Source organism: Sorangium sp. So ce321 (assembly GCF_051530195.1).
Lineage (GTDB): Bacteria > Myxococcota_A > Polyangia > Polyangiales > Polyangiaceae > Sorangium.
Map to the genome: position 1 here is coordinate 13,967,417 of NZ_CP150329.1, position 18,458 is coordinate 13,985,874.

At 70.3% G+C, this 18,458-nt stretch carries 12 protein-coding genes and 1 pseudogene; 8 read left to right on the forward strand and 5 right to left on the reverse strand.

Annotated elements, in window-relative coordinates:
* Positions 1-217 precede the first annotated feature (217 nt).
* The 3 genes from WME89_RS51900 (at position 218) to WME89_RS51910 (ending at position 2,591) form a co-directional block, all read left to right on the forward strand.
* The gene (locus tag WME89_RS51900) at positions 218-988 is read left to right on the forward strand and encodes a peptidylprolyl isomerase (protein WP_438006901.1); all 771 of its coding nucleotides are present in this window, start codon (positions 218-220) and stop codon (positions 986-988) included.
* Between the two features lie 465 nt (positions 989-1,453).
* Positions 1,454-1,690, forward strand: coding sequence for a hypothetical protein (locus WME89_RS51905; RefSeq protein WP_438006902.1), 237 nt, complete (start codon positions 1,454-1,456; stop codon positions 1,688-1,690).
* A 214-nt stretch (positions 1,691-1,904) separates the two neighbouring features.
* Positions 1,905-2,591 carry a hypothetical protein gene (locus WME89_RS51910; RefSeq protein ID WP_438006903.1) on the forward strand — a complete coding sequence of 229 codons (687 nt, stop codon included), beginning with the start codon at positions 1,905-1,907 and terminating at the stop codon, positions 2,589-2,591.
* Positions 2,592-2,781: 190 nt separating this feature from the next.
* Here the strand turns inward: WME89_RS51910 and hisC are convergent, their stop codons facing one another.
* The gene (gene hisC, locus WME89_RS51915; RefSeq protein WP_438006904.1) at positions 2,782-3,864 is read right to left on the reverse strand and encodes a histidinol-phosphate transaminase; all 1,083 of its coding nucleotides are present in this window, start codon (positions 3,862-3,864) and stop codon (positions 2,782-2,784) included.
* Positions 3,865-4,180: 316 nt separating this feature from the next.
* On the opposite strand from hisC, the gene WME89_RS51920 reads away from it, so the two are divergent.
* The 3 genes from WME89_RS51920 to WME89_RS51930 all read left to right on the forward strand — a co-directional run bounded on the left by WME89_RS51920 (position 4,181) and on the right by WME89_RS51930 (position 11,122).
* Positions 4,181-8,278 (forward strand): protein kinase domain-containing protein, encoded by a 4,098-nt coding sequence (locus tag WME89_RS51920; RefSeq protein WP_438006905.1) that lies wholly within the window; start codon positions 4,181-4,183, stop codon positions 8,276-8,278.
* 370 nt (positions 8,279-8,648) lie between these two features.
* A complete protein-coding gene (locus tag WME89_RS51925) occupies positions 8,649-9,932 on the forward strand; it encodes a phenylacetate--CoA ligase family protein (protein ID WP_438006906.1) in 1,284 nt (427 codons plus the stop codon).
* Positions 9,929-11,122, forward strand: coding sequence for a glycosyltransferase family 4 protein (locus WME89_RS51930; protein ID WP_438006907.1), 1,194 nt, complete (start codon positions 9,929-9,931; stop codon positions 11,120-11,122). Before WME89_RS51925 ends, WME89_RS51930 begins: the two co-directional genes overlap by 4 nt.
* Positions 11,123-11,524: 402 nt before the next feature.
* Here the strand turns inward: WME89_RS51930 and WME89_RS51935 are convergent, their stop codons facing one another.
* Entirely contained in the window at positions 11,525-12,271 is a 747-nt protein-coding gene (locus WME89_RS51935; protein ID WP_438006908.1) for a hypothetical protein, read from the reverse strand.
* A 377-nt stretch (positions 12,272-12,648) separates the two neighbouring features.
* On the opposite strand from WME89_RS51935, the gene WME89_RS51940 reads away from it, so the two are divergent.
* On the forward strand, positions 12,649-13,164 hold the full coding sequence (locus tag WME89_RS51940; RefSeq protein WP_438006909.1) for a GxxExxY protein: 516 nt from the start codon (positions 12,649-12,651) through the stop codon (positions 13,162-13,164).
* A gap of 117 nt (positions 13,165-13,281) precedes the next feature.
* Here the strand turns inward: WME89_RS51940 and WME89_RS51945 are convergent.
* The 3 genes and pseudogenes from WME89_RS51945 to WME89_RS51955 form a co-directional block, all read right to left on the reverse strand.
* Positions 13,282-13,500 (reverse strand): annotated as a pseudogene (locus WME89_RS51945) (tyrosine-type recombinase/integrase); the annotation flags it as partial.
* A gap of 616 nt (positions 13,501-14,116) precedes the next feature.
* Positions 14,117-15,181 (reverse strand): hypothetical protein, encoded by a 1,065-nt coding sequence (locus WME89_RS51950; protein WP_438006910.1) that lies wholly within the window; start codon positions 15,179-15,181, stop codon positions 14,117-14,119.
* Between the two features lie 217 nt (positions 15,182-15,398).
* On the reverse strand, positions 15,399-17,084 hold the full coding sequence (locus WME89_RS51955) for a glycoside hydrolase family 43 protein (protein ID WP_438006911.1): 1,686 nt from the start codon (positions 17,082-17,084) through the stop codon (positions 15,399-15,401).
* Between the two features lie 848 nt (positions 17,085-17,932).
* Here WME89_RS51955 and WME89_RS51960 point away from each other — a divergent pair.
* Positions 17,933-18,373: a hypothetical protein gene (locus WME89_RS51960; RefSeq protein ID WP_438006912.1), complete on the forward strand. Its 441-nt coding sequence runs from the start codon at positions 17,933-17,935 to the stop codon at positions 18,371-18,373.
* Positions 18,374-18,458 lie beyond the last annotated feature (85 nt).

Here is an 18,458-nt window from a genome sequence, read left to right on the forward strand (position 1 = left end):
AGCGGACGGCGCAGAGGGGCTCCTGGCCCGACGCGCGAGGCGCGGCGCCGCGGGCTCATCAGGGATGGTGCCGTGGGGCGTCGCGTTCAGCCGTCTCGGCGGGCGCGAGCTCGCGGGCAGGTCGGGCGTGCGCTCCCGTGAAGTCCGTGCAAGTCTCGCTCCGATGCAGATCCGCTCCTTCTCTCCTCCTCTGTCTGTGAACACACTTTGCGTCTCGATGCTCCTCGCAATCCCTCTCGCCGCCGGCTGCGGCGATGAAAGCGGCGGCGGGGGCGCGACGAGCTCGACCGGCGGCACGGGCGGGGGCGCGACGAGCTCGAGCGCCTCGACGACGAGCGGGAGCACGGGCGGCGGTGGAAGCATGGAGTGCGGCCCCGACGTGGAAGCGCCCGAGGAGGTGCTCGCCGGCGATACGGATCCAGAGGCCGGGGTGTTCACGCTGGACGAGGCCCTGGCCGAGCTCCCGGAGGGGCCGGGGCCGCTGCGCGCGATCATCGAGACCGACAAGGGCGCGCTCACCTGCGAGCTCTTCCCGGACGAGGCCCCGAACGCGGTCGCCAACTTCGTCGGGCTCGCGCGCGGGCGCCGGCCCTGGCTGGACCCGGCGACCGGCAGCTGGGTGAAGCGGCGCTTCTACGACGGGCTGACCTTCCACCGGGTGATCCCGGAGTTCATGGCGCAGGGCGGCGATCCGCTCGCCAACGGCGAGGGCTGGCCAGGGTACGAGTTCGCCGACGAGATCTCCTCCTCGCTGAAGCATCGAGCGGGGACGCTCGCCTATGCCAATGCCGGGGCGGACACCAACGGGAGCCAGTTCTACGTCACGGAGGTGGTGACGGACTTCCTGGACGGCGCGTACACGATCTTCGGCCAGTGCGCGCCGGTCGAGGTGGTCGTCGAGATGACGCACGTCGAGACCGATGAGAATGACAAACCGCTCGTGGAGCTCGGCCTGAACAAGGTGACGATCACCCGCTGCGCGCCGTGAAAGGCGCGCGCGGGCTGCTGGCGCGCGCGACGGGATCGACCGCGACGTCCACCGGCTCGATTCCACCCGACGCCGGGACCAGCGGCTCACAGAGCGCGTCGGGTATCTTCGAGCGAAGTCGCTGGGGCAGCCGTCGCCGCGAGGACCGACACCCCAGCCGTTGAGCGCGGCCTCGGCCGCGCGCACCGCGCCGACGCCGCCGCGCTGCAGTCCCGCGCACGCCGCCTCGGCGAAGCTCTCCACCGTGGCCGTCCGCCCGCCAGCGGAGCGCCGGAAGGGCGGCCCGCAGCCCAGGGCACGCCAGCTCAGCTCGGAGCCGCGCCCGGCGGCCTCACCGCTGGCGCTCCGCCAGCCCGCAGCGGTTCATCTTCAGCACGAAGGTCCAGAGCGGCCGCGTTCACCTCGCGTCCGCGCGACCAGTGAGGATCCGTCGAGGTCGTACAGGCGCGCGCTGCCGCGCTTGCCATGTTCGCCTCCTGGAACGTGACGCTGCATCGACGACTCATCGATGCATCGAAGGGGCCGTGTTCACTCCACGGCCTGCGGGGCGGATCGGGCGACGCGGATCTGCGTGACTTGGTCGGAGACCTGCGCGCCGCATTGACCGATGAGCCCGCATTGACCGATGAGCCCGCATTGGCCGACGAGCCCGCATTGCCCGATGAGCCCGCGTCGGCCGATGGGCAAATACCAGGCAAATGACGCTCAATCCTGAGCTCGTGCATATCGGATACCACCATCGAGCATCAGGGTAGAACATCGGAATCCCGCCATCTTTGTTACAGGCCTGAATAACCAAAAAATATTGACCCGGACCTCATCCAAGTTAAATGAACCTCGTTCGAGTTGCTTTGGACCCCAACATGTCGACGGCCCTGCGAGAGCAGTCGCGTCGACAGAACGAAGGAGGATCGTCATGAGAATGATGCAATTCGCGTCCGGCGTCATTGCGCTCGTCGTGTGCGGGTCGACCGTGGCCATCGGGTGCGCCGGCGCGGGCGACGAGGCTGCAGACGAGCCGCTCGGCCAGGAGGCCCCGAGCCCCGAGACGTTAACGATGGATCTGGACAACGTGGTCGCCCGGGGCACGAAGCTCAGCCCGTCCCTCGTGCGCGTGGACATCTACGATCGCGCCGGCGCGCCGCAGTTCTCGGTGGATTACCGGCTTGGCAGCGCCGAGGAGGAGACGGTCCGCTGGACGCTGCACGCCCAGCCGGGCGCGGAGCAGGCCTCCAGCGCGCCTGTCGAGGGCAGCCTGCGGCCCGAGCTCGTCGAGCTGCCTACCCTGGAGAGCGCGATCAAGGGGGCGCTCTACATCCAGTCGAAGGTCTCGAGCTCGCTCCAGGGCGAGGAATACGACAACTACGGGTGTGATCTCCCGTCATGGGTGTGGTTCGGGGACAGCTGCGGCAGCAATGGCGCATGCTGTGATGTACACGACGCGTGCTATGCGCAGCACGGTTGTACCTCGTCCAGCTGGTACTGGACGTTGCCGGGCGGCGCGTGCGATCGATGCAATGGCGCGGTCGTCTCCTGCATCGCGTTCGACAACCCGGGGCCGAGCTCGTGCTGCGCCGCCGGGAACTGCGGCCAGCCCCGCTGAAACGGCGCTGACAGCCTCGCGCCCGAGCGCGCCCCACCGGGGGCGCCACGGCGGTCCTGGACAGCCCGGGGGCGAGCCTCGAGCTCGAGTACACGGGATCGAAAGGAGACCGGCTCGAAGCGGCGCAGAAGCCCGGGCCTCCCTGGCCGGGCTTCTGGCGGGCGGCGCTACGGGAGGACGCCTCGCCGCGTCACTTCAGCACGTCCGCGAGGCTCTCGAGGAAGCGCTGGTTCTCGCGCTCGGTGCCGATGGTCACGCGGAGGCTGGTCGGCAGGTTGCCGAACGGCCGCACGATGACGCCCTTGCGCAGCAGGGCGTCGTACACGGCGCGCGCCGGCCGCCCCACGTCCACGAGCACGAAGTTCGCCTGGCTCGGGGCCACCGACAGCCCGAGCCCGGTGAGCTCGCGCGTGAGCCGCTCGCGCTCGCGGCGGTTCAGCGTGCGGCTCCGCTCGACGTGCTCGGCGTCGTCCAGCGCCGCGAGGGCGGCCGCCTGGCCGATCGCGCTCACGTTGAACGGCGCGCGCAGCCGGTTCATGTAGTCGATGAGCTGCGCCGGGCCGACGGCGTAGCCGACGCGGAGGCCCGCGAGGCCGTAGATCTTCGAGAAGGTGCGCACCACGAGGAGCCGCTCCCGGAGCCCGCGCAGGCGCATGGAGTCCGGGTAGTCCGCCGCGTCGGTGTACTCGAGGTACGCCTCGTCCATGACGACGATGACCTCGGGCGGCACCTCCCTGAGCAGGCGCTCGACAGCGCCGCGGCCGACGTGGGTGCCGGTCGGGTTGTTCGGGTTCGCGACGAACAGGAGGCGCGTCTTCGGCGTGACGGCCGCGGCCATCGCCTCGAGGTCGTGCCGCAGGTCGCGCAGCGGCACGGCCGTGAACGGGACGCCGTACGCGAGCGCGGCGATCCGGTAGACGATGAAGGCCGGGTCCGCGAACACGATGTGCGACCCGGGCGTCGCGAAGGCGTGCACCATCAGGTCGAGCAGCTCGTTCGAGCCGTTGCCCTGGATGACCTCCTCCATCGCGACGCCGTGCACCGCCGCGAGCCGCTGGCGCAGCCGGTAGGCCGCCCCGTCCGGGTAGAGGTTCATGCTCTCGAGCGCGCGGCGCGCCGCCTCGACGGCGCGCGGGCTCGGGCCGAGCGGGTTCTCGTTCGACGCGAGCTTCACGGCGTCGGTCACGCCGAGCTCGCGCGCGAGCTCATCGAGCGGCTTGCCGCCCTCGTAGGGGACGAGGGTCTCGACGGTAGGCAGAACAAGCGCAGACATGGGGGCGCAGCCTATCACCTGGTGCGCTGCCCTGCCTACATCGGGACACACAGCGCGCGCGCTCTCTCTCTACTCCCCCGCCCGCGCCCCCGCCCGCGCCCGCGTCCCCGATCTCGCCCTCCCAGCCTCGCGTTTCTCCGGCGCCCGCGCGTCCATCCCCGCATCCGCCCCCGCATCCGCCCCCGCATCCGCCCGCGCGTCCGCCCACGTTTCCGCCCGGGCGTCCGTCCACGTTTCCGCCCGCCGCCGCCCGCGGCGAGACAGGCGCCGGGATCTGGCCTCTTCGTCCGCCCTCCGTGTGATACTCGCCGTCCCGATGAAACCCGGGGACATCGTCGCCGACCGCTTCCTGATCGAGCGCCTCGCCGGGTCGGGCGGGATGGGCTCCGTCTACCGCGCCCTCGACCGGCACACGGGCGAGACGGCGGCGCTCAAGGTCATGTCGGGCCGCGGCCTCGAGCACGGCGAGCGCTTCGCGCGCGAGGCGCAGGTGCTGGCCGAGCTGCGGCACCCCGGCATCGTCCGGTACATCGCGCAGGGGGCCACCGAGAGCGGCGAGCCGTGGCTCGCGCTGGAGTGGCTCGAGGGCGAGAGCCTCGCCGACCGGCTGCGCCGGCGCGGGCTCACCGTCGGCGAGAGCGTCACGCTCGGCCTGCGCATCGCCGAGGCGCTCGCCGAGGCGCACCGGAACAACGTCGTCCACCGCGACCTCAAGCCGAGCAACCTGTACCTCGTCGACAAGGCGGTCGAGCAGGTCAAGCTCCTCGACTTCGGCATCGCGCGGCTCACGTCGCTCGCGCCGCTCACCATGACCGGCGTCGTCATGGGCACGCCGTTCTACATGGCGCCGGAGCAGGCGCGCGGCGAGCGCGCCGTGGGGCCGCCGGCCGACGTGTTCGCGCTCGGGTGCGTGCTCTTCCACTGCCTCACCGGGCGCCCGCCGTTCGTCGGGGACGACATCCACACCGCGCTCCTGCGCGTCGTGCTCGACGAGGCGCCGCGCCTCCGCGACCTGCGCGACGACATCCCCGAGTCCGTGGACGCCGCCGTGGCGCACATGCTCACGAAGGACCCGGCCGCCCGGCCCGCGAACGGCGCCGCCGTGGCCCTCGAGCTGCTCCGGGTGGGCGAGATCAAGAGCACCCCGCCGGCGCCGGTGAGCCGGCGCGCGAGCGCGCTCACCACCGGCGAGCGGCGGACGCTCTGCCTGATGCTCGCGCGCATGGGCCCGCAGGAGGCCGCCTGGCAGGGGCCCACCATGCCGATGACCCTCCCGATGACCATGCCGCTCGCGCGCGTGGTCCCGGAGGACGAGGTGAAGCGCGTCGCCTCGCGCTTCGGCGGGACGCTCCAGACCCTCGCGGACGGGCTCCTGCTCATCACGCTCGAGGGGCGCGGCCTCATCACCGACCAGGCGGCGCGCGCGGCGCGGTGCGCGATCGAGGTGCGCGACCTCCTGCCCGGCGTGCAGATGGCGCTCGTCGCCGGCCGCGGCTCCGCGGACGACCGGCTCCCGATGGGGCCGACCATCGACCGCGCCGTGCGGCTGCTCGACCGCGCCGAGGGCGGCTCCATCCGCCTCGACGAGGTGATGGCCGGCCTGCTCGACGCGCGCTTCGACGTCGGCGGCGACGCGACGGGGCTCGTGCTCCGGGCCGAGCGCGACCTCGTCGAGGCGGCGCGCACGCTGCTCGGGCGGGCGACGCCGTTCGTCGGGCGCGACCACGAGCTCGCGATCCTCGACGCCGTGCTCGACGAGTGCCTCTCCGAGCCGACCGCGCGCGCGGTGGTGATCACGGCGCCGGCGGGGCTCGGCAAGAGCCGGCTGCGCTACGAGTTCCTGCGCCGCGTCGAGGAGCGGAACGAGCGGGTGCAGGTCTGGCTCGGCCACGCCGATCCGATGAGCGCCGGCTCGCCCTTCGGGATGCTGCGCCAGATGCTGCGCCGCGAGGCAGGGCTCTCCGGCGGCGAGCCGCAGGAGGTGCGCGAGCAGCGCCTGCGCGCGCGGGTAGGCCGCTACCTGAGCGGCGGCGACCTCGCGCGGGTCACCGAGTTCCTCGGCGAGGTGGCGCGCATCCGCTTCTCCGACGAGGGCCGGGTGGAGCTGCGCGCCGCGCGGAGCGACCCGATGCTCATGGGCGACCAGATCCGCCGCGCCTGGGAGGACTTCGTGCTCGCCGAGTGCCGCGGCGAGCCGGTGCTCCTCGTGCTGGAGGACCTGCAGTGGGGCGACGTGCCCACGGTGAAGCTCATCGACGCGGCGCTCGCGCTCCGGGATCAGCCGCTCATGGTGCTCGCGCTGGCGCGGCCGGAGGTCGAGTCGGTCTTCCCGAAGGTGTGGGTCTCGCGCGGCGTGCAGGAGCTCCGGCTGCGCGAGATCGGGCGCCGGGGCAGCGAGCGGCTCGTGCGCGAGGTGCTCGGCGACCTGGTGACGCCCGACGTGTGCGCGCGGCTGTGCGAGCGCGCCGGGGGCAACGCGTTCTACCTGGAGGAGCTCATCCGCGCGGCCGCCTCGGGGCGGACCGAGGCGCTGCCCGAGACGGTGCTGTCGATGGTGCAGGCGCGGCTCGAGTCGCTCGACGCCGAGGCGCGGCGGGTCCTCCGGGCGGCGAGCGTCTTCGGCCAGAAGTTCTGGCGCGGCGGGCTGATGGCGCTGCTCGGCGGCGAGCGGCGGGCCCCGCAGGTGGACGGGTGGCTGGCGGTGCTGGTCGACCGCGAGCTCATCGCGCGGCGGGGGGAGGGGAAGTTCGGGGGCCAGGAGGAGTACGCGTTCCGGCACGCGCTCGTGCGCGAGGCGGCGTACGCGACGCTGACGGACGGGGACCGCGCGCTCGGCCACCTGCTCGCGGGCGAGTGGCTGGACGGGGCGGGCGAGCGCGACGCGGCGCTCCTGGCCGAGCACTTCGAGCGCGGCGGCGACGCCGAGCGGGCGGTCATCTGGTTCCGGCGCGCGGCGGAGCAGGCGCTCGGGGCGAACGACTTCCGCGCCGCGATCCAGCGGGCCGAGCAGGGCGCGGCGAGCGCCGAGGTGGACGGGGAGCTCTTCGCGGCGCTGCGCCTCGTGCAGGCCGAGGCGCACAAGTGGCTCGGCGAGGCGGCGGAGGCAGAGCGGTGCGCCGTCATGGCGATGCGGGGCTTCCCGCGGAAGAGCGCGCTCTGGTACGCGGCCGCGGCGGAGGCGGCGTCGATGCGCGTGCGCCTCGGCATGGGCGACCGGCTCGCGGACCTCGTCGAGGAGCTGCGGGGCGGCGGCGCGGCGGGCCACGCGGGCGGGGATCGCGGCGGCGGCTGCTCGAGCCACGCTGGCGGCGCACCCTCGAGCCACGCTGGCGGCGCACCCTCGAGCCACGCTGGCGGCGCACCCTCGAGCCACGCTGGCGGCGCACCCTCGAGCCACGCGGGCGGCGCACCCTCGAGCCACGCGGGCGGCGGCCCTCCGAGCTACATGGAAGAGCCGACCGGCCCCTCGGTGAGCGCGCTGGCGCGCATCGCCGGGGCGCTCCTGCACGGCGGCCAGTACGCCGCGGCGGAGGAGATCGTGCAGGAGCTCGCGCGCGTGGCGATGCCGCTCGCCGAGCGCGACGCGGCGGTCGCCGCGCGCATCCACGCGCTCCGGGCGTCGCGGGCGCTCTGCTACGGCGACCCGGCGGCGTCGCTGGAGTGCACCGAGCAGAGCATCCCGGCGTACCTCCAGACGGGCGATCTCCGGAACGCGTGCCTGAGCCGGGTGAACGCGGCGCACTGCCTGGTGCAGCTCGGGATGTACCACCGCGCCGAGGCGGAGCTGCGCGACGCGCTCGCGGAGGCGGAGCGGATGGGGCTGCACAACGTCGCGGCGTTCGCGAAGCAGAACCTGGGGCTGCTCTGGACGCAGCAGGGCGACCTGGCCGCGGCGCGCACGGTCACGGCCGAGGGGGTCGAGGCGTTCGCGGCGCAGGCGAACCGGCGGCAGGAGGCGCGGTCGCGCGCGTACCTCGCCGCGATCCTGACGCGGCTCGGCAACCTCGGCGGGGCGGACAACGAGGCGGGCGCGGCCGTGGCGATGCTGGCGCACGTGCCGACGTTGCAGGCGCTCGCGCTCGCGGTGCGCGCGCGGGTGCTGCTCGAGCAGGGGCGCGCGCAGGAGGCCCTCGACGCAGCGCGGCGCGGGCTCGGGCTGCTCGTGGAGGCCGGGGGGACCGAGGAGGGCGAGGCGCAGATCCGGCTCGTGTACGCCGAGTCGCTCCGGGCCGCCGGGCACCACGAGGCGGCGCGCGAGGCGATCGCGGTGGCGATGCAGCGGCTCGTCGCGCGGGCGCAGTGGATCCACGACCCGGCGCGGCGGCAGAGCTTCTGTCAGGCCGTTCCGGAGAACGCGAAGACGTTCGCGCTGGCGGCGCTCTGGCAGCAGGAAGCGGAGCCCACGCTGGGCTGAGGGCGCGGCGCGCGCTCGTTGCCGGCCGCGCGCCGCGCGCAGCGCGCCTGGACGGATGGCGCTCGGGGCCTCGCCGTCGCGCTCGGCGTCGCGGGCGTCCGCGGCGGCGCGGCGTGGCGCGCTCATCAACGGGCGTGTCCCGGCGCGGCGCTTGAACAGCGGTGAAGTAGAGTTCAGTCTCTACAGCTCGGTTGCTGGCGGTGGGCGCGCTTGCGGCTGGAACGCCGCGCTGGCCGCGCCAGCTTGACTGTTTGTCTCAGGTTCGGAAGAATCCTCACCGATTATGTATTCAGCCCTCTTTCGGAATGTCCTCTATCCTCTTTACGAGACGAAACTCCGAAGGAGGGCGACACTCACCTACCTGGAGGAGATGGAGCGGTCGCAGTGGCGGCCGGAGCGTGAGCTCCGGGAGCTCAACTGGCGAAAGATGCTGGGGACCCTCCGGTTCGCCGAGCAGAACATCCCCTTCTACAGGCGCCGCTTCGCCGAGTACGGGGTGCGGGTGAAGGACGTGCACGCACCCGAGGATCTCGTGCGCTTCCCGGTCGTGACCAAGGCGGACCTCCGCGCGCACGGCAGCGAGATGGTCGCCGAGGGGTGGAGCGGCAAGCTCATCCGGAGCGGCACCGGGGGCTCGACCGGCGAGCCGGCGCGGTTCTTTTACGATCACATGACATACGAGTGTAGAAGCGCGGCGGCCCTGCGGGCCGACGCATGGGCAGGCGGGCGGATCGGCGAGAAGGAGCTCTACATCTGGGGTATCCCGACGCACGAGCCCCGCTGGAAGCAGGTGAAGCGCACGCTCCACGAGGCCGCCATCCGGAAGAAGACGGTCAGCGCGTGGAACCTGTCGGAGTCGCGGCTCGCGGGGGTGGTGGACGAGATCCTCCGCTACCAGCCGAACCTCGTCGTCGGGTACACGAGCCCGCTCTACTACACGGCGCGCTACGCGCTCGAGACGGGGCACAGGCTGCCCACGCCGAAGGGGGTCATCGCGACGGCGGAGCGGCTCTTCCCTCACCAGCGCGAGACCATCGAGAAGGCGTTCCAGGCGCCTGTCTACGATCGGTATGGCTGCAGGGAGATGATGCTGATCGGCGCCGAGTGCGAGCGCCGCGAGGGCAAGCACCTCAATGTCGAGAACATCTTCGTCGAGGTGCAGTGCGGCGGCCGGCACGCGAAGCCCGGCGAGCCGGGCGAGGTGATCCTGACCGACCTCGTGTGCCGGTCGATGCCGCTGATCCGCTACAAGAACGAGGACGTGGTGGTCGCGGCCGACAGGTCGTGCTCGTGCGGCCGCGGGCTGCCGCTGCTCGCCTCGGTCGAGGGGCGGGTGCTCGACATGATCGTCGGGCCGGACGGCCAGCTGCTCTCGTCGGTGTTCTTCCCCTATTTCTTCAAGGACAACCCGACGGTGGAGCGCTACCAGGTCCACCAGGACAAGTCGCGGGCGATCACGATCCGGATCATCCCCGGCGAGGGCTTCCAGCCGGAGACGTCGCAGGCGATCGTGCGCGATCTCCGCAAGTTCCTCGGCGAGCGGGCGGACATCCGGGTCCAGCTCGTCGACGAGATCCCGGTCACGTCGGGCGGCAAGTTCCGCTTCACCATGACCGAGGTGCCGATCGAGTTCGGCCGCGAGGTAGCGGCGTGACCGGAGCTCCCGAGGTCGAGCCGGCGCGGGGGGCGGGGCCGCGCGCCGCGCCGGACCGGCCGGTGAAGGTCGCGCACGTCGTGCTCTCGCTCAACGTCGGCGGGCTGGAGCGGGTGGTGCTCCGGCTGCTGGAGCGCACGTCGCGCGACCGGTTCGCGCCTGTCGTTTGCGCGCTCCAGGAGCCCGGCGCGCTGGCCGAGGAGCTCGCGCGGCTCGGCGTGCCGCTGGTCGTGCTGTCGCGCAAGCCTGGCCTCGACCCGGGGCTCCCGGTGCGGCTCGCGGCGTGGCTGCGGAGCGAGGGCATCCGGCTGGTCCACACGCACAACCCGGGTCCGCACCTGTACGGCGCGCTGGCGGCGGGCCTCGCGCGGGCCGCAAAGTTCGCTGGCGGTGGCGGCGGCGGGCCGCGGGTCATCCACACGAAGCACGGCCGCAACTACCCGAAGCAAAAGCGGAAAGTGCTGGTCAACCGGCTGGCGGCGGCGCTGACGGACCGGGTGGTGGCGGTGAGCGATGACACGCGCGCCGTCGCGCTCGAGGTGGAGCGTGTCGACCCGGCCAAGGTGGTGACGATCTTGAACGGCGTGGACCCGGAGGTGTTCCGGCCCGGCGATGCGCGCGCGGCGCGGGCGCGGCTCGGCGTCCGCGACGCCGGCTATCACGTGGGCTGCGTCGCGCGGCTCTCGCCCGAGAAGGACCACGCGACGCTGCTCACGGCGTTCGCGCGGCTGCGCGAGGTGCGGCCGGACGCGCACCTGACGGTCGTCGGCGACGGCCCGGTCCGGCCGGCCCTGGAGCAGCAGGCGGCGCGGCTCGGCCTCGGCGGGGCGGTCCTTTTCACGGGGACGCGCGGCGACGTGGCGGAGCTGCTCCCCGCCTTTGACGTGTTCGCGCTCGCGTCGCTGACCGAGGGGATCTCGCTCACCCTCATCGAGGCGGCCTCGGCCGGACTGCCGATCGTCGCCACGCGCGTGGGGGGCAATCCGGAGATCGTCAAAGAGGGAGAGACAGGCCTGCTCGTGTCACCTGGCTCGCCGGAGCCCCTGGCGGCCGCGCTCGAGGCGATCGCGGTGCGCGACGATCGCGCCGAGGTGGGGATGCGCGGGCGGGCGCGGGTGATCGAGCGGTTCGGGATAGACCGGATGGTCCGGGCGTACGAGGACCTCTATGACGAGGTGCTCCGCGGGTAGCTCCGCGTGTCAGAAATCCCGCCAGAGAACCCGATCGGGCATGAGCGGCCGCAGAAGACAGTAGCGATGTCCATGGCTTACATCCTGTTTTGCCGCCGAGTGTGGCTCCGGTGTGGCCCAACGGGGCGCCCTCCGCCGCCGCGTCGCCCGCGGTGAAGGGCCCGCGGCATCACCGATCGGGGTCGGAGCCTAACCGGGCGGCGCAGCGCCGAGGGATTCTCCTTCGCTCGCCGTCCTGTTGCCGGGCCCTTCGATGCGCTGCCGCCTGTCTCGGGATCGTGCCTGCGTCCCCGCGCTCTGCCGGCCCAGCGACCAGCGGCTCAGCCGCGCCGCGTAGCGGCGTCGGCCGCTGACGCTGGTTGCGCAGCTGCGGAGCCGGATCTCTGGACACGGGGAGGCACGTCAGCACCAATGGCACGTTTGGCGAAGATCGCAGCCGAGGCATCGCTGGGCGAGCGCGATGAAGTCGGGCACAGCGAATGGAAGACCTCCCTCGCGCGAGAACAGGTCTTCGAAGAGCTGGGCAGGAGGAAAAACGTAGTTGCCAAAGGTGATGCTCACCCATGATCGAGCGGCAGCGATTCCGGCGATCTCCATGTGCCCGGCCTTGTATGGATAATTGGCGATACCATACGACGGAACGTCCACGAGATCCATGCGCGCTCCAAATTCGAGCGCCGCGTCCTCGGAGTTGCGGTCGGCGGACATCGACACGGGCACCTGGGTACGATGGCATGTGATCGCGACGTAGTAGACGTCGTCGAATTGCGCTTGCGTCATGTCGAACCGCGCCCCGCCTTGAAGCGCTTCGAGCGCAAGCAGAGGCGGTCGCTTCGGTCGGAACTCGCTCCAAATCGTAGCTTGAACGTTGTCATCATTCTCCAGGGAATGGCAGAGCTCCTCCGCTGAGTCGGGACGCAGCCACGATCCCGGATTGCGCCCGCGGTCCTTGCCGGCCTTGGGCATCCCGCGCGACAGAGTGAACACGAAGGACCCAACGGGCTCGGGGTCCGTCCGCACAAGCCGCTCGGGGTTCTTCCCGACGAACCCAGCGCTCATTGCGGCTTCGAGAAACGCCGTCATCGCCTCCGCCTTGAAGGCCAAACCCGGATCGAGCGGGACGAGCAGATGAGAATAATACATGCTCATGGATTGCCTCGCGGTCCTGGGAGCGCTCCGTGAACGAGTCGCCACGTCTCCATGGAGCGCGACCAGTACGACGAAGCTGAGGCTCGAAATTGGTCATTGGCAGCCTGTCCAACGTCCTGCCCGTCTGCCGCAGCGCGCAGCGCCGCCGGCAGCAGCGGGTTGTTGGGCGGGAGACAGAGAAAGAGAGAGTACACAGGGAGGCGGGGAGGCGGGGAGGCGAGAGAGAATACAGGCAAGGGAAGGCGAGAGATGGGGACCATTGTTCGAGCTCGCTCGATGCCGGCTGCCTCCAGGTCGCTCGGTCGCTCGTTTGCAGGGCGGGTACCGGCGACGTCAAATCCGCGCAACTGGGGCTGGTTTCGCGTCGATATACGGGTATGAACACAGAGTCGTCGATAGGGAGATCGTGGGGTCTGTCCGAGCGAGTCCTCGGAGCGTGCATCGAGGTGCATCGCCACCTCGGTCCCGGGCTTCTGGAGTCCGCCTACGAACAATGCTTGTGCCACGAACTGTCGCTCACCGGTCTGGGCTTCGTGAGACAAAGGCCGCTGCCGGTGATCTATAAGGGAGTCATGCTCGACTGCGGTTATCGGCTCGACGTCGTGGTCGAGGAGAAGCTCGTGCTGGAGCTCAAGGCCGTCGACCACCTGCTGCCAGTCCATGAAGCTCAGGTGCTCACGTACCTGAAGCTGACGGACCTGGATGTCGGACTGCTCGTCAACTTCAACACGCCGGTGCTCCGCCGCGGGATCCGCCGCCTGGTACGCCGCGGCGCGGAGGCTGCCCGGCTCGCCCGGTTTCGCATCGAAGACGACCACTCCGGCACCACCAGCCGCCCCGCATCGACGCAACCCGAAACAGCCGGCGCTGAGACTGCTGCTTCGAGCGACTGATCCCGGCTCTCGCCTCCCCGCCTCCCCGCCTCCCTGTGAATCTCTCACTCTCCTTCTTCCTCTCCGCCCAACTATCAGTCGATTGGTCAACCGAAGCCGCCGGACCAGGTCTGTCCAGCCCGTCGCATTCTGCGACCTCCCCCACATCATCGTCGTGCTCACATCGCGGTGGCCGAGGAGTTCCTGGATGGTACGGATGTCGTAGCCGGCTTCCAGCAGGTGCGTGGCGAAGGAGTGACGCAGGGTGTGGCAGCTCGCGCGCCTCGATAGACGGGCGGCGAGGGCGGCCTCTCGCACCGCGCGCTGGACCACCGTCTCGTGCAGATGATGCCGCCGGAGCTGACGCAAGCAAGCAAGCATGTTCCGTTGTAATGCTTTGGATCATCCAGTCCGACGGGTGACTGCTTATCGGCATGCAAGCACTGCGCGCGGGCGATCTTAGCAGAGCCCGCGGGCGCTGGCGAGCGTCAAGGCTTCGGCAGCGGAGTCCACGCGAGCGGCGGGCCCGACGTTCGGCCCAAGCTTGCTCACCCCTCCGGTGCCACCGGCAGCCCGAGCAGCCGACCGATCCCCAATGGAAACGCGGCCTCGGCGGCTTCGATGCGGGCCGACAGGGCTTGATCGACGAAGACGGGCCAGGATGTCACGCGGGAGCCGTAGCGCCGGAGACGGCGGCGCGGAAGCTTCCTGCTGCCCGACCGCTCAGGATGGCTTGAGTGGCTGGGGCAAGCGGATGATCCAGTATCCGCATCTCACATCCAGCCTGCGGGGCACGGCGGCTCGCAAGCCGACGTCGTGGCCGGCGCCGGCAGCAGGGGAGTCGCTACCTGGAAAGGGGGGTTGAGTCAAGCTGGGGCGCACCGGAATGCGCGCTCCCTCGATGAGCGATGAGGCGGGCGCGGGCGCTCGCTCCGCGCAGCAGCGCGAGAGCGAGCGCCGCAGGCAACCTGGTTCACTCGCCCAGGAGATCCAGCCTCGAGCCTGGCACCATCCTGTAGTCACCGATCGCCAACCCCTGCAGCTCGCTCGTGAACTCGTACGGTCCGAGCACGTGAATCACCTCGGCGCTCGTGCCACCGGCGCCGCCGTCGCCGCTCGTACCGCCTGTGCCGCTCGTGCCACCGGCGCCGCCGTCGCCGCTTGTGCCGCCGTCGCCGCTCGCGCCACCGTCGCCGCCCGTGCCGCCGTCGCCGCCTGTGCCGCTGGTGCCGCTGGTGCCGCCGTCGCCGCCTGTGCCGCCGTCGCCGCCCGTGCCGCCGTCGCCGCCCGTGCCGCCGTCGCCGCCTGTGCCGCCGTCGCCGCCTGTGCCGCCCGTGCCGCCGGGCCTCGTGACCGTGATAGAGTCGACGTAGACCACGGTCGGGTTGGCCCAGGGCCCCGAGATACCTGCGTCGACCCTCAGGCCGATGCGCCTCACCTGGGTCTTGTCGAACGTCATGGACTCATCCGCAGCGGCGACGGCATCGACGTCGATGGTGAGCTCGGTCCACTCCTGCAGGCTGCTGAGGTCCGTCCACGCCCAGGGGATGCCTATCCAGGCCTGTGCGCCTCCATTCTGTACGAACGTCTGCACGCCACCGCCGGTGCCGGCGTACAGCTTCACACGGAACGTGACGGTGGCGCCGGTCAGGTCGATCAGATCCGGCATGTCGAACTGGAACAGCGTCCCTGTGTCGGCCTCGGTGAGCGGCACGGCCAGCCGGGCGCAGCCCGAGCAGCTCTCGTCTGGACCGGGACCGATGTCCACTTCTTCGACGCCGCCTGTGCCGCCTGCGCCGCCCGCGCCGCCTGCGCCGCCTGCGCCGCCCTCGCCGCCTGCGTCGCCCTCGCCGCCTGCGCCGCCCTCGCCGCCCGCGCCGCCCGCTCCTCCCGTGCCGCTCGCGTTCCCGGTACCGCTCGTCGACGAGCTGCTCGTCGTGGTGCCTCCACCGGCCCCGCCGTCGCCGCCGGACCCGCCCCCGCCGTCGTCATCGCCGCAACCCATCGTGACGAACGAGCCAGCCAGCAAGCCGCACATTGCCAAAGTAAAAACTGATCTCATCGCATCCTCTCCACGCTCTATTCTTTTTTTCACGCGATGGCGCGCGGTTCGGGCCGGCGTTCGCCGTGCCCGCTCCCCTTGGTCCCAGCTCTCTGAAAGCCAGCCGCGCCGGCCGCGACCCTATGCGACCCCGGCATTCTCTGCGCTTGCCGGGAGCGCGCCCGCTGGATCATTGCCTCGGGCACAGGCACCGTCAGCTCGCAGCGGCCCCGCTCCGTCCGGCCTTTCGCGCACGACGTCGCGCGGCGATCGCGCCCAACGCGGTCAAGGCGGCGAGCACGCTCGCCGGGGAGCTGGGCCCCGATGCGACCCGGCACCCACACCCGCCCTCGTCCTCGCCAGCGCCGTCAGGTGGGGCGGCGCCAGCGCCGCCCGTGCCGCTGCCGGTCGTTGCTGCGCTGCTGACGCTCCCACCCCCACCCGAGCCGCCGCTGCCCGTCGCTCCCCCTTCACCCATGTCCGGACCGCCCCCGCCGCCTGTCGGATCCGTGGCGTCGAGCGCAGTGAATTTCCACCAGTTGAAATTGAACAGGGGACCGTTCCCACCGGTGAACTTCAGATACAGATCGTGTATCCCTGTCGCGCCGTCGACCGCGCAGGACGTGGTAACCCAGGTCTGGGCGCCGCCGGTGCCCTGAACCATACAGGTCCCCACCAGCGTGCCGGTCGTGCTGTCGAGGCGCAGCTCGATGCTGCCGCCGCTGGTCGCCGAGGCCACTCTTGCCTCGAAGGACGCCGCGCCGGGCCCGAAATCGACGCCCTTCACTTTGATGTAGTCCCCGTCTTCAATCGACGTGACATCGATCCCGCCCTCGCTGCATGCCTCGGTCTCGACGCCGGATTCCCAGGCAATGGTCTCAGCCTCCGTCATGACGTACGGATCGAGGGTGCCAGCGCCAGGCGGGCCCGCCTCGGTCATCGTGATCGTCGGGATGGTCCCATCGGCGTTGTATGTGAATTGCTCAACGGCCACCGAGCGGTGATAACCGTCTCCGCCCGGCAAAGCGCCGTTGTGATAGAAGAAATACGATTTGTCCTTGTAATCGATGATGCCCGGGTGATTGGTGAAGCTGCCGCCCTCTGTGGGCATGATGACCCCCCGGTAAGTCCATGGGCCGGTGGGGCTGCTGCTCGTGGAGTAGGCGATGTACTCGGGGAGGCCTCCGGCTGGATACGCCAGGTAGTACAGTCCATCGCGTTTGTAGAGCCATGGCCCCTCTTCGTACAGGGTCGGTCGCTCGGTGCTCCCGGTGCGCTCTCCAAAGCTCTCCGCCGTCATGGGCACGCGTACGACGCTCCCCTGGTAGGAGATCATGTCCTCATTCAGCTTCACGTAGCACAGGTTGGGGTTTCCCCAATAGAGATAGGCCTGGCCGTCGTCGTCGATGAACACCGTCGGATCGATGTCGCCGCAGTTGGCAGTGATCATCGGCTTCCCCAGTGCGTCTTCGAACGGACCGACAGGACTGTCCGACACGGCGACGCCGATGGTCATCCTGCTGAGCGTCCTGCTCGTCGTAGGAACGTAGAAATAAAACTTCCCGTTCCTGTGGGCGACCTGACCTGCCCAGGCATCCGCCTTTGCCCAGCTGAAGTCCTTGTATTTCAGCGGTGACCCGCGATCCGTCCAGTTCACCATGTCCGTGGACGAATACACTCTCCACTCGTTCATCCCGAAGAACGTCGAGGCGCTGTCTTCGTCATGGGTGGTATACAGGTACAGAGTCCCGTCGTGGACCATGGGGGCAGGATCGGCGGTGTAGATGGTCTGTACGATGGGGTTGTCCGCCATGGATTCGGACGGAAACACGGTTGTGCCGCAAAGCAACAATGCCGCGATGAGGAGCTTGTGCTGGAGGGATGTTGTATTCGTGATCATTCCTGGACCTCGCTGCTCTCCTGAAGAATCGTTAAGATGTGGCCAGATGTCACAGATCGCTCAGGTGATGACTCTCCGGCGCTTCTCGTTCGGGCGCTTCGCCGCAACGACAGCCCAGCCGATCAAGAGCTCATCAGCGATTGCGTCCGAGACGATCGAGCGAATGGAATCCGTGCCGAGACCGAGATCGATCGGATGACGAAGGTCTCGGTGCGCATGACGACCCATCCAGGGCTAAGGAAAAGGTAGCCGTTACGTCTCGGATCGCGTTCATGAGCAATTTCGGGCACTTACGAGCCCATCCGTCATTGACCTCATAGGCCCGCTCGGCCTTGCAAATGTTCGGAATCATTGCGTTTGTTGCGCCGATCCGTTAACGTTTACAGCAAGAGTGTACCGCTTGGGCGCATTGTGAACGTTCACACGTTCGGTGTCAAGCGACGGGGGCGCCGCTCGAAGCCAGCATGGCCCCGCGACCTGGCGGCCTCCGTGACAGCATGCAGGAGCTCCTTCGCCGCTCCTTTCTCACCGCTCCCTGTGGCGTCCGCAGCTCCGCCATGGCGTCGCCAGGCATCATCGCGGCGAAAGGAGGAACGCCCACGCACGCCCTCGCGCGTGCCTCCCCGGCGCAGGCCGTTTCATGGGAGCTGAAAAGCTCCTTGCCGTCGGATCGTCAGGTACGCTGAACACTACGATGGCGCCCCGTCTTTGTTCTGGAACTGACTGACCGCGCTGTTCACCGCACGGCCACGCTCGTGCTCCGCGACCTCGACAGCGACACGAAAACCTGTACCATGTCAAAAGAACAGGCGCTCCCCTGCACACGGCTCGACATGCGGTTGGAATCCATGATCACCGACACCGCCTATCGCTCGCTTCGCCGCCCGCTCTTCCTCGTGCTCCTCGCGGTCGTCTCCTCGAGCGGGTGCAAGCGGCTCAAGACCGGCGCGCGCGAGGAGTTCGGGAGAAAGCACAGCTGTCCCGAGGACCGCATCACGGTCCGCTCACGCGACGACGTGAAATGGGGCTCGGTCGTGCTTGCGAACAGACCCGCTGAGGCGCCGCCCGACGAGGTGAAGAACGACCCCGGCCGGCTGGCGAAATGGCAGAAGGACCGGGCCGAAGAGGACGCAGCGACGCGGGAGGGTCTGGACGAGCTCGACGTCTTCGAGGTGAAGGGCTGCGGTCACGAGGTGTTCATGGCCTGCGCGCACCCCGCCGGCAGCTCCGGCGAGGGGGTCGCGACCGACGAGGTCGTGTGCTGGGAGCACGCGATCACGAAGCGGTGACGCGATCGCTGGCCAGGCGCGTCCGTCACGGCGGTGCTGCTGCAGCGCCCGCGGAGGAGAGCTTGCTCGCGAACAACACGGCGCG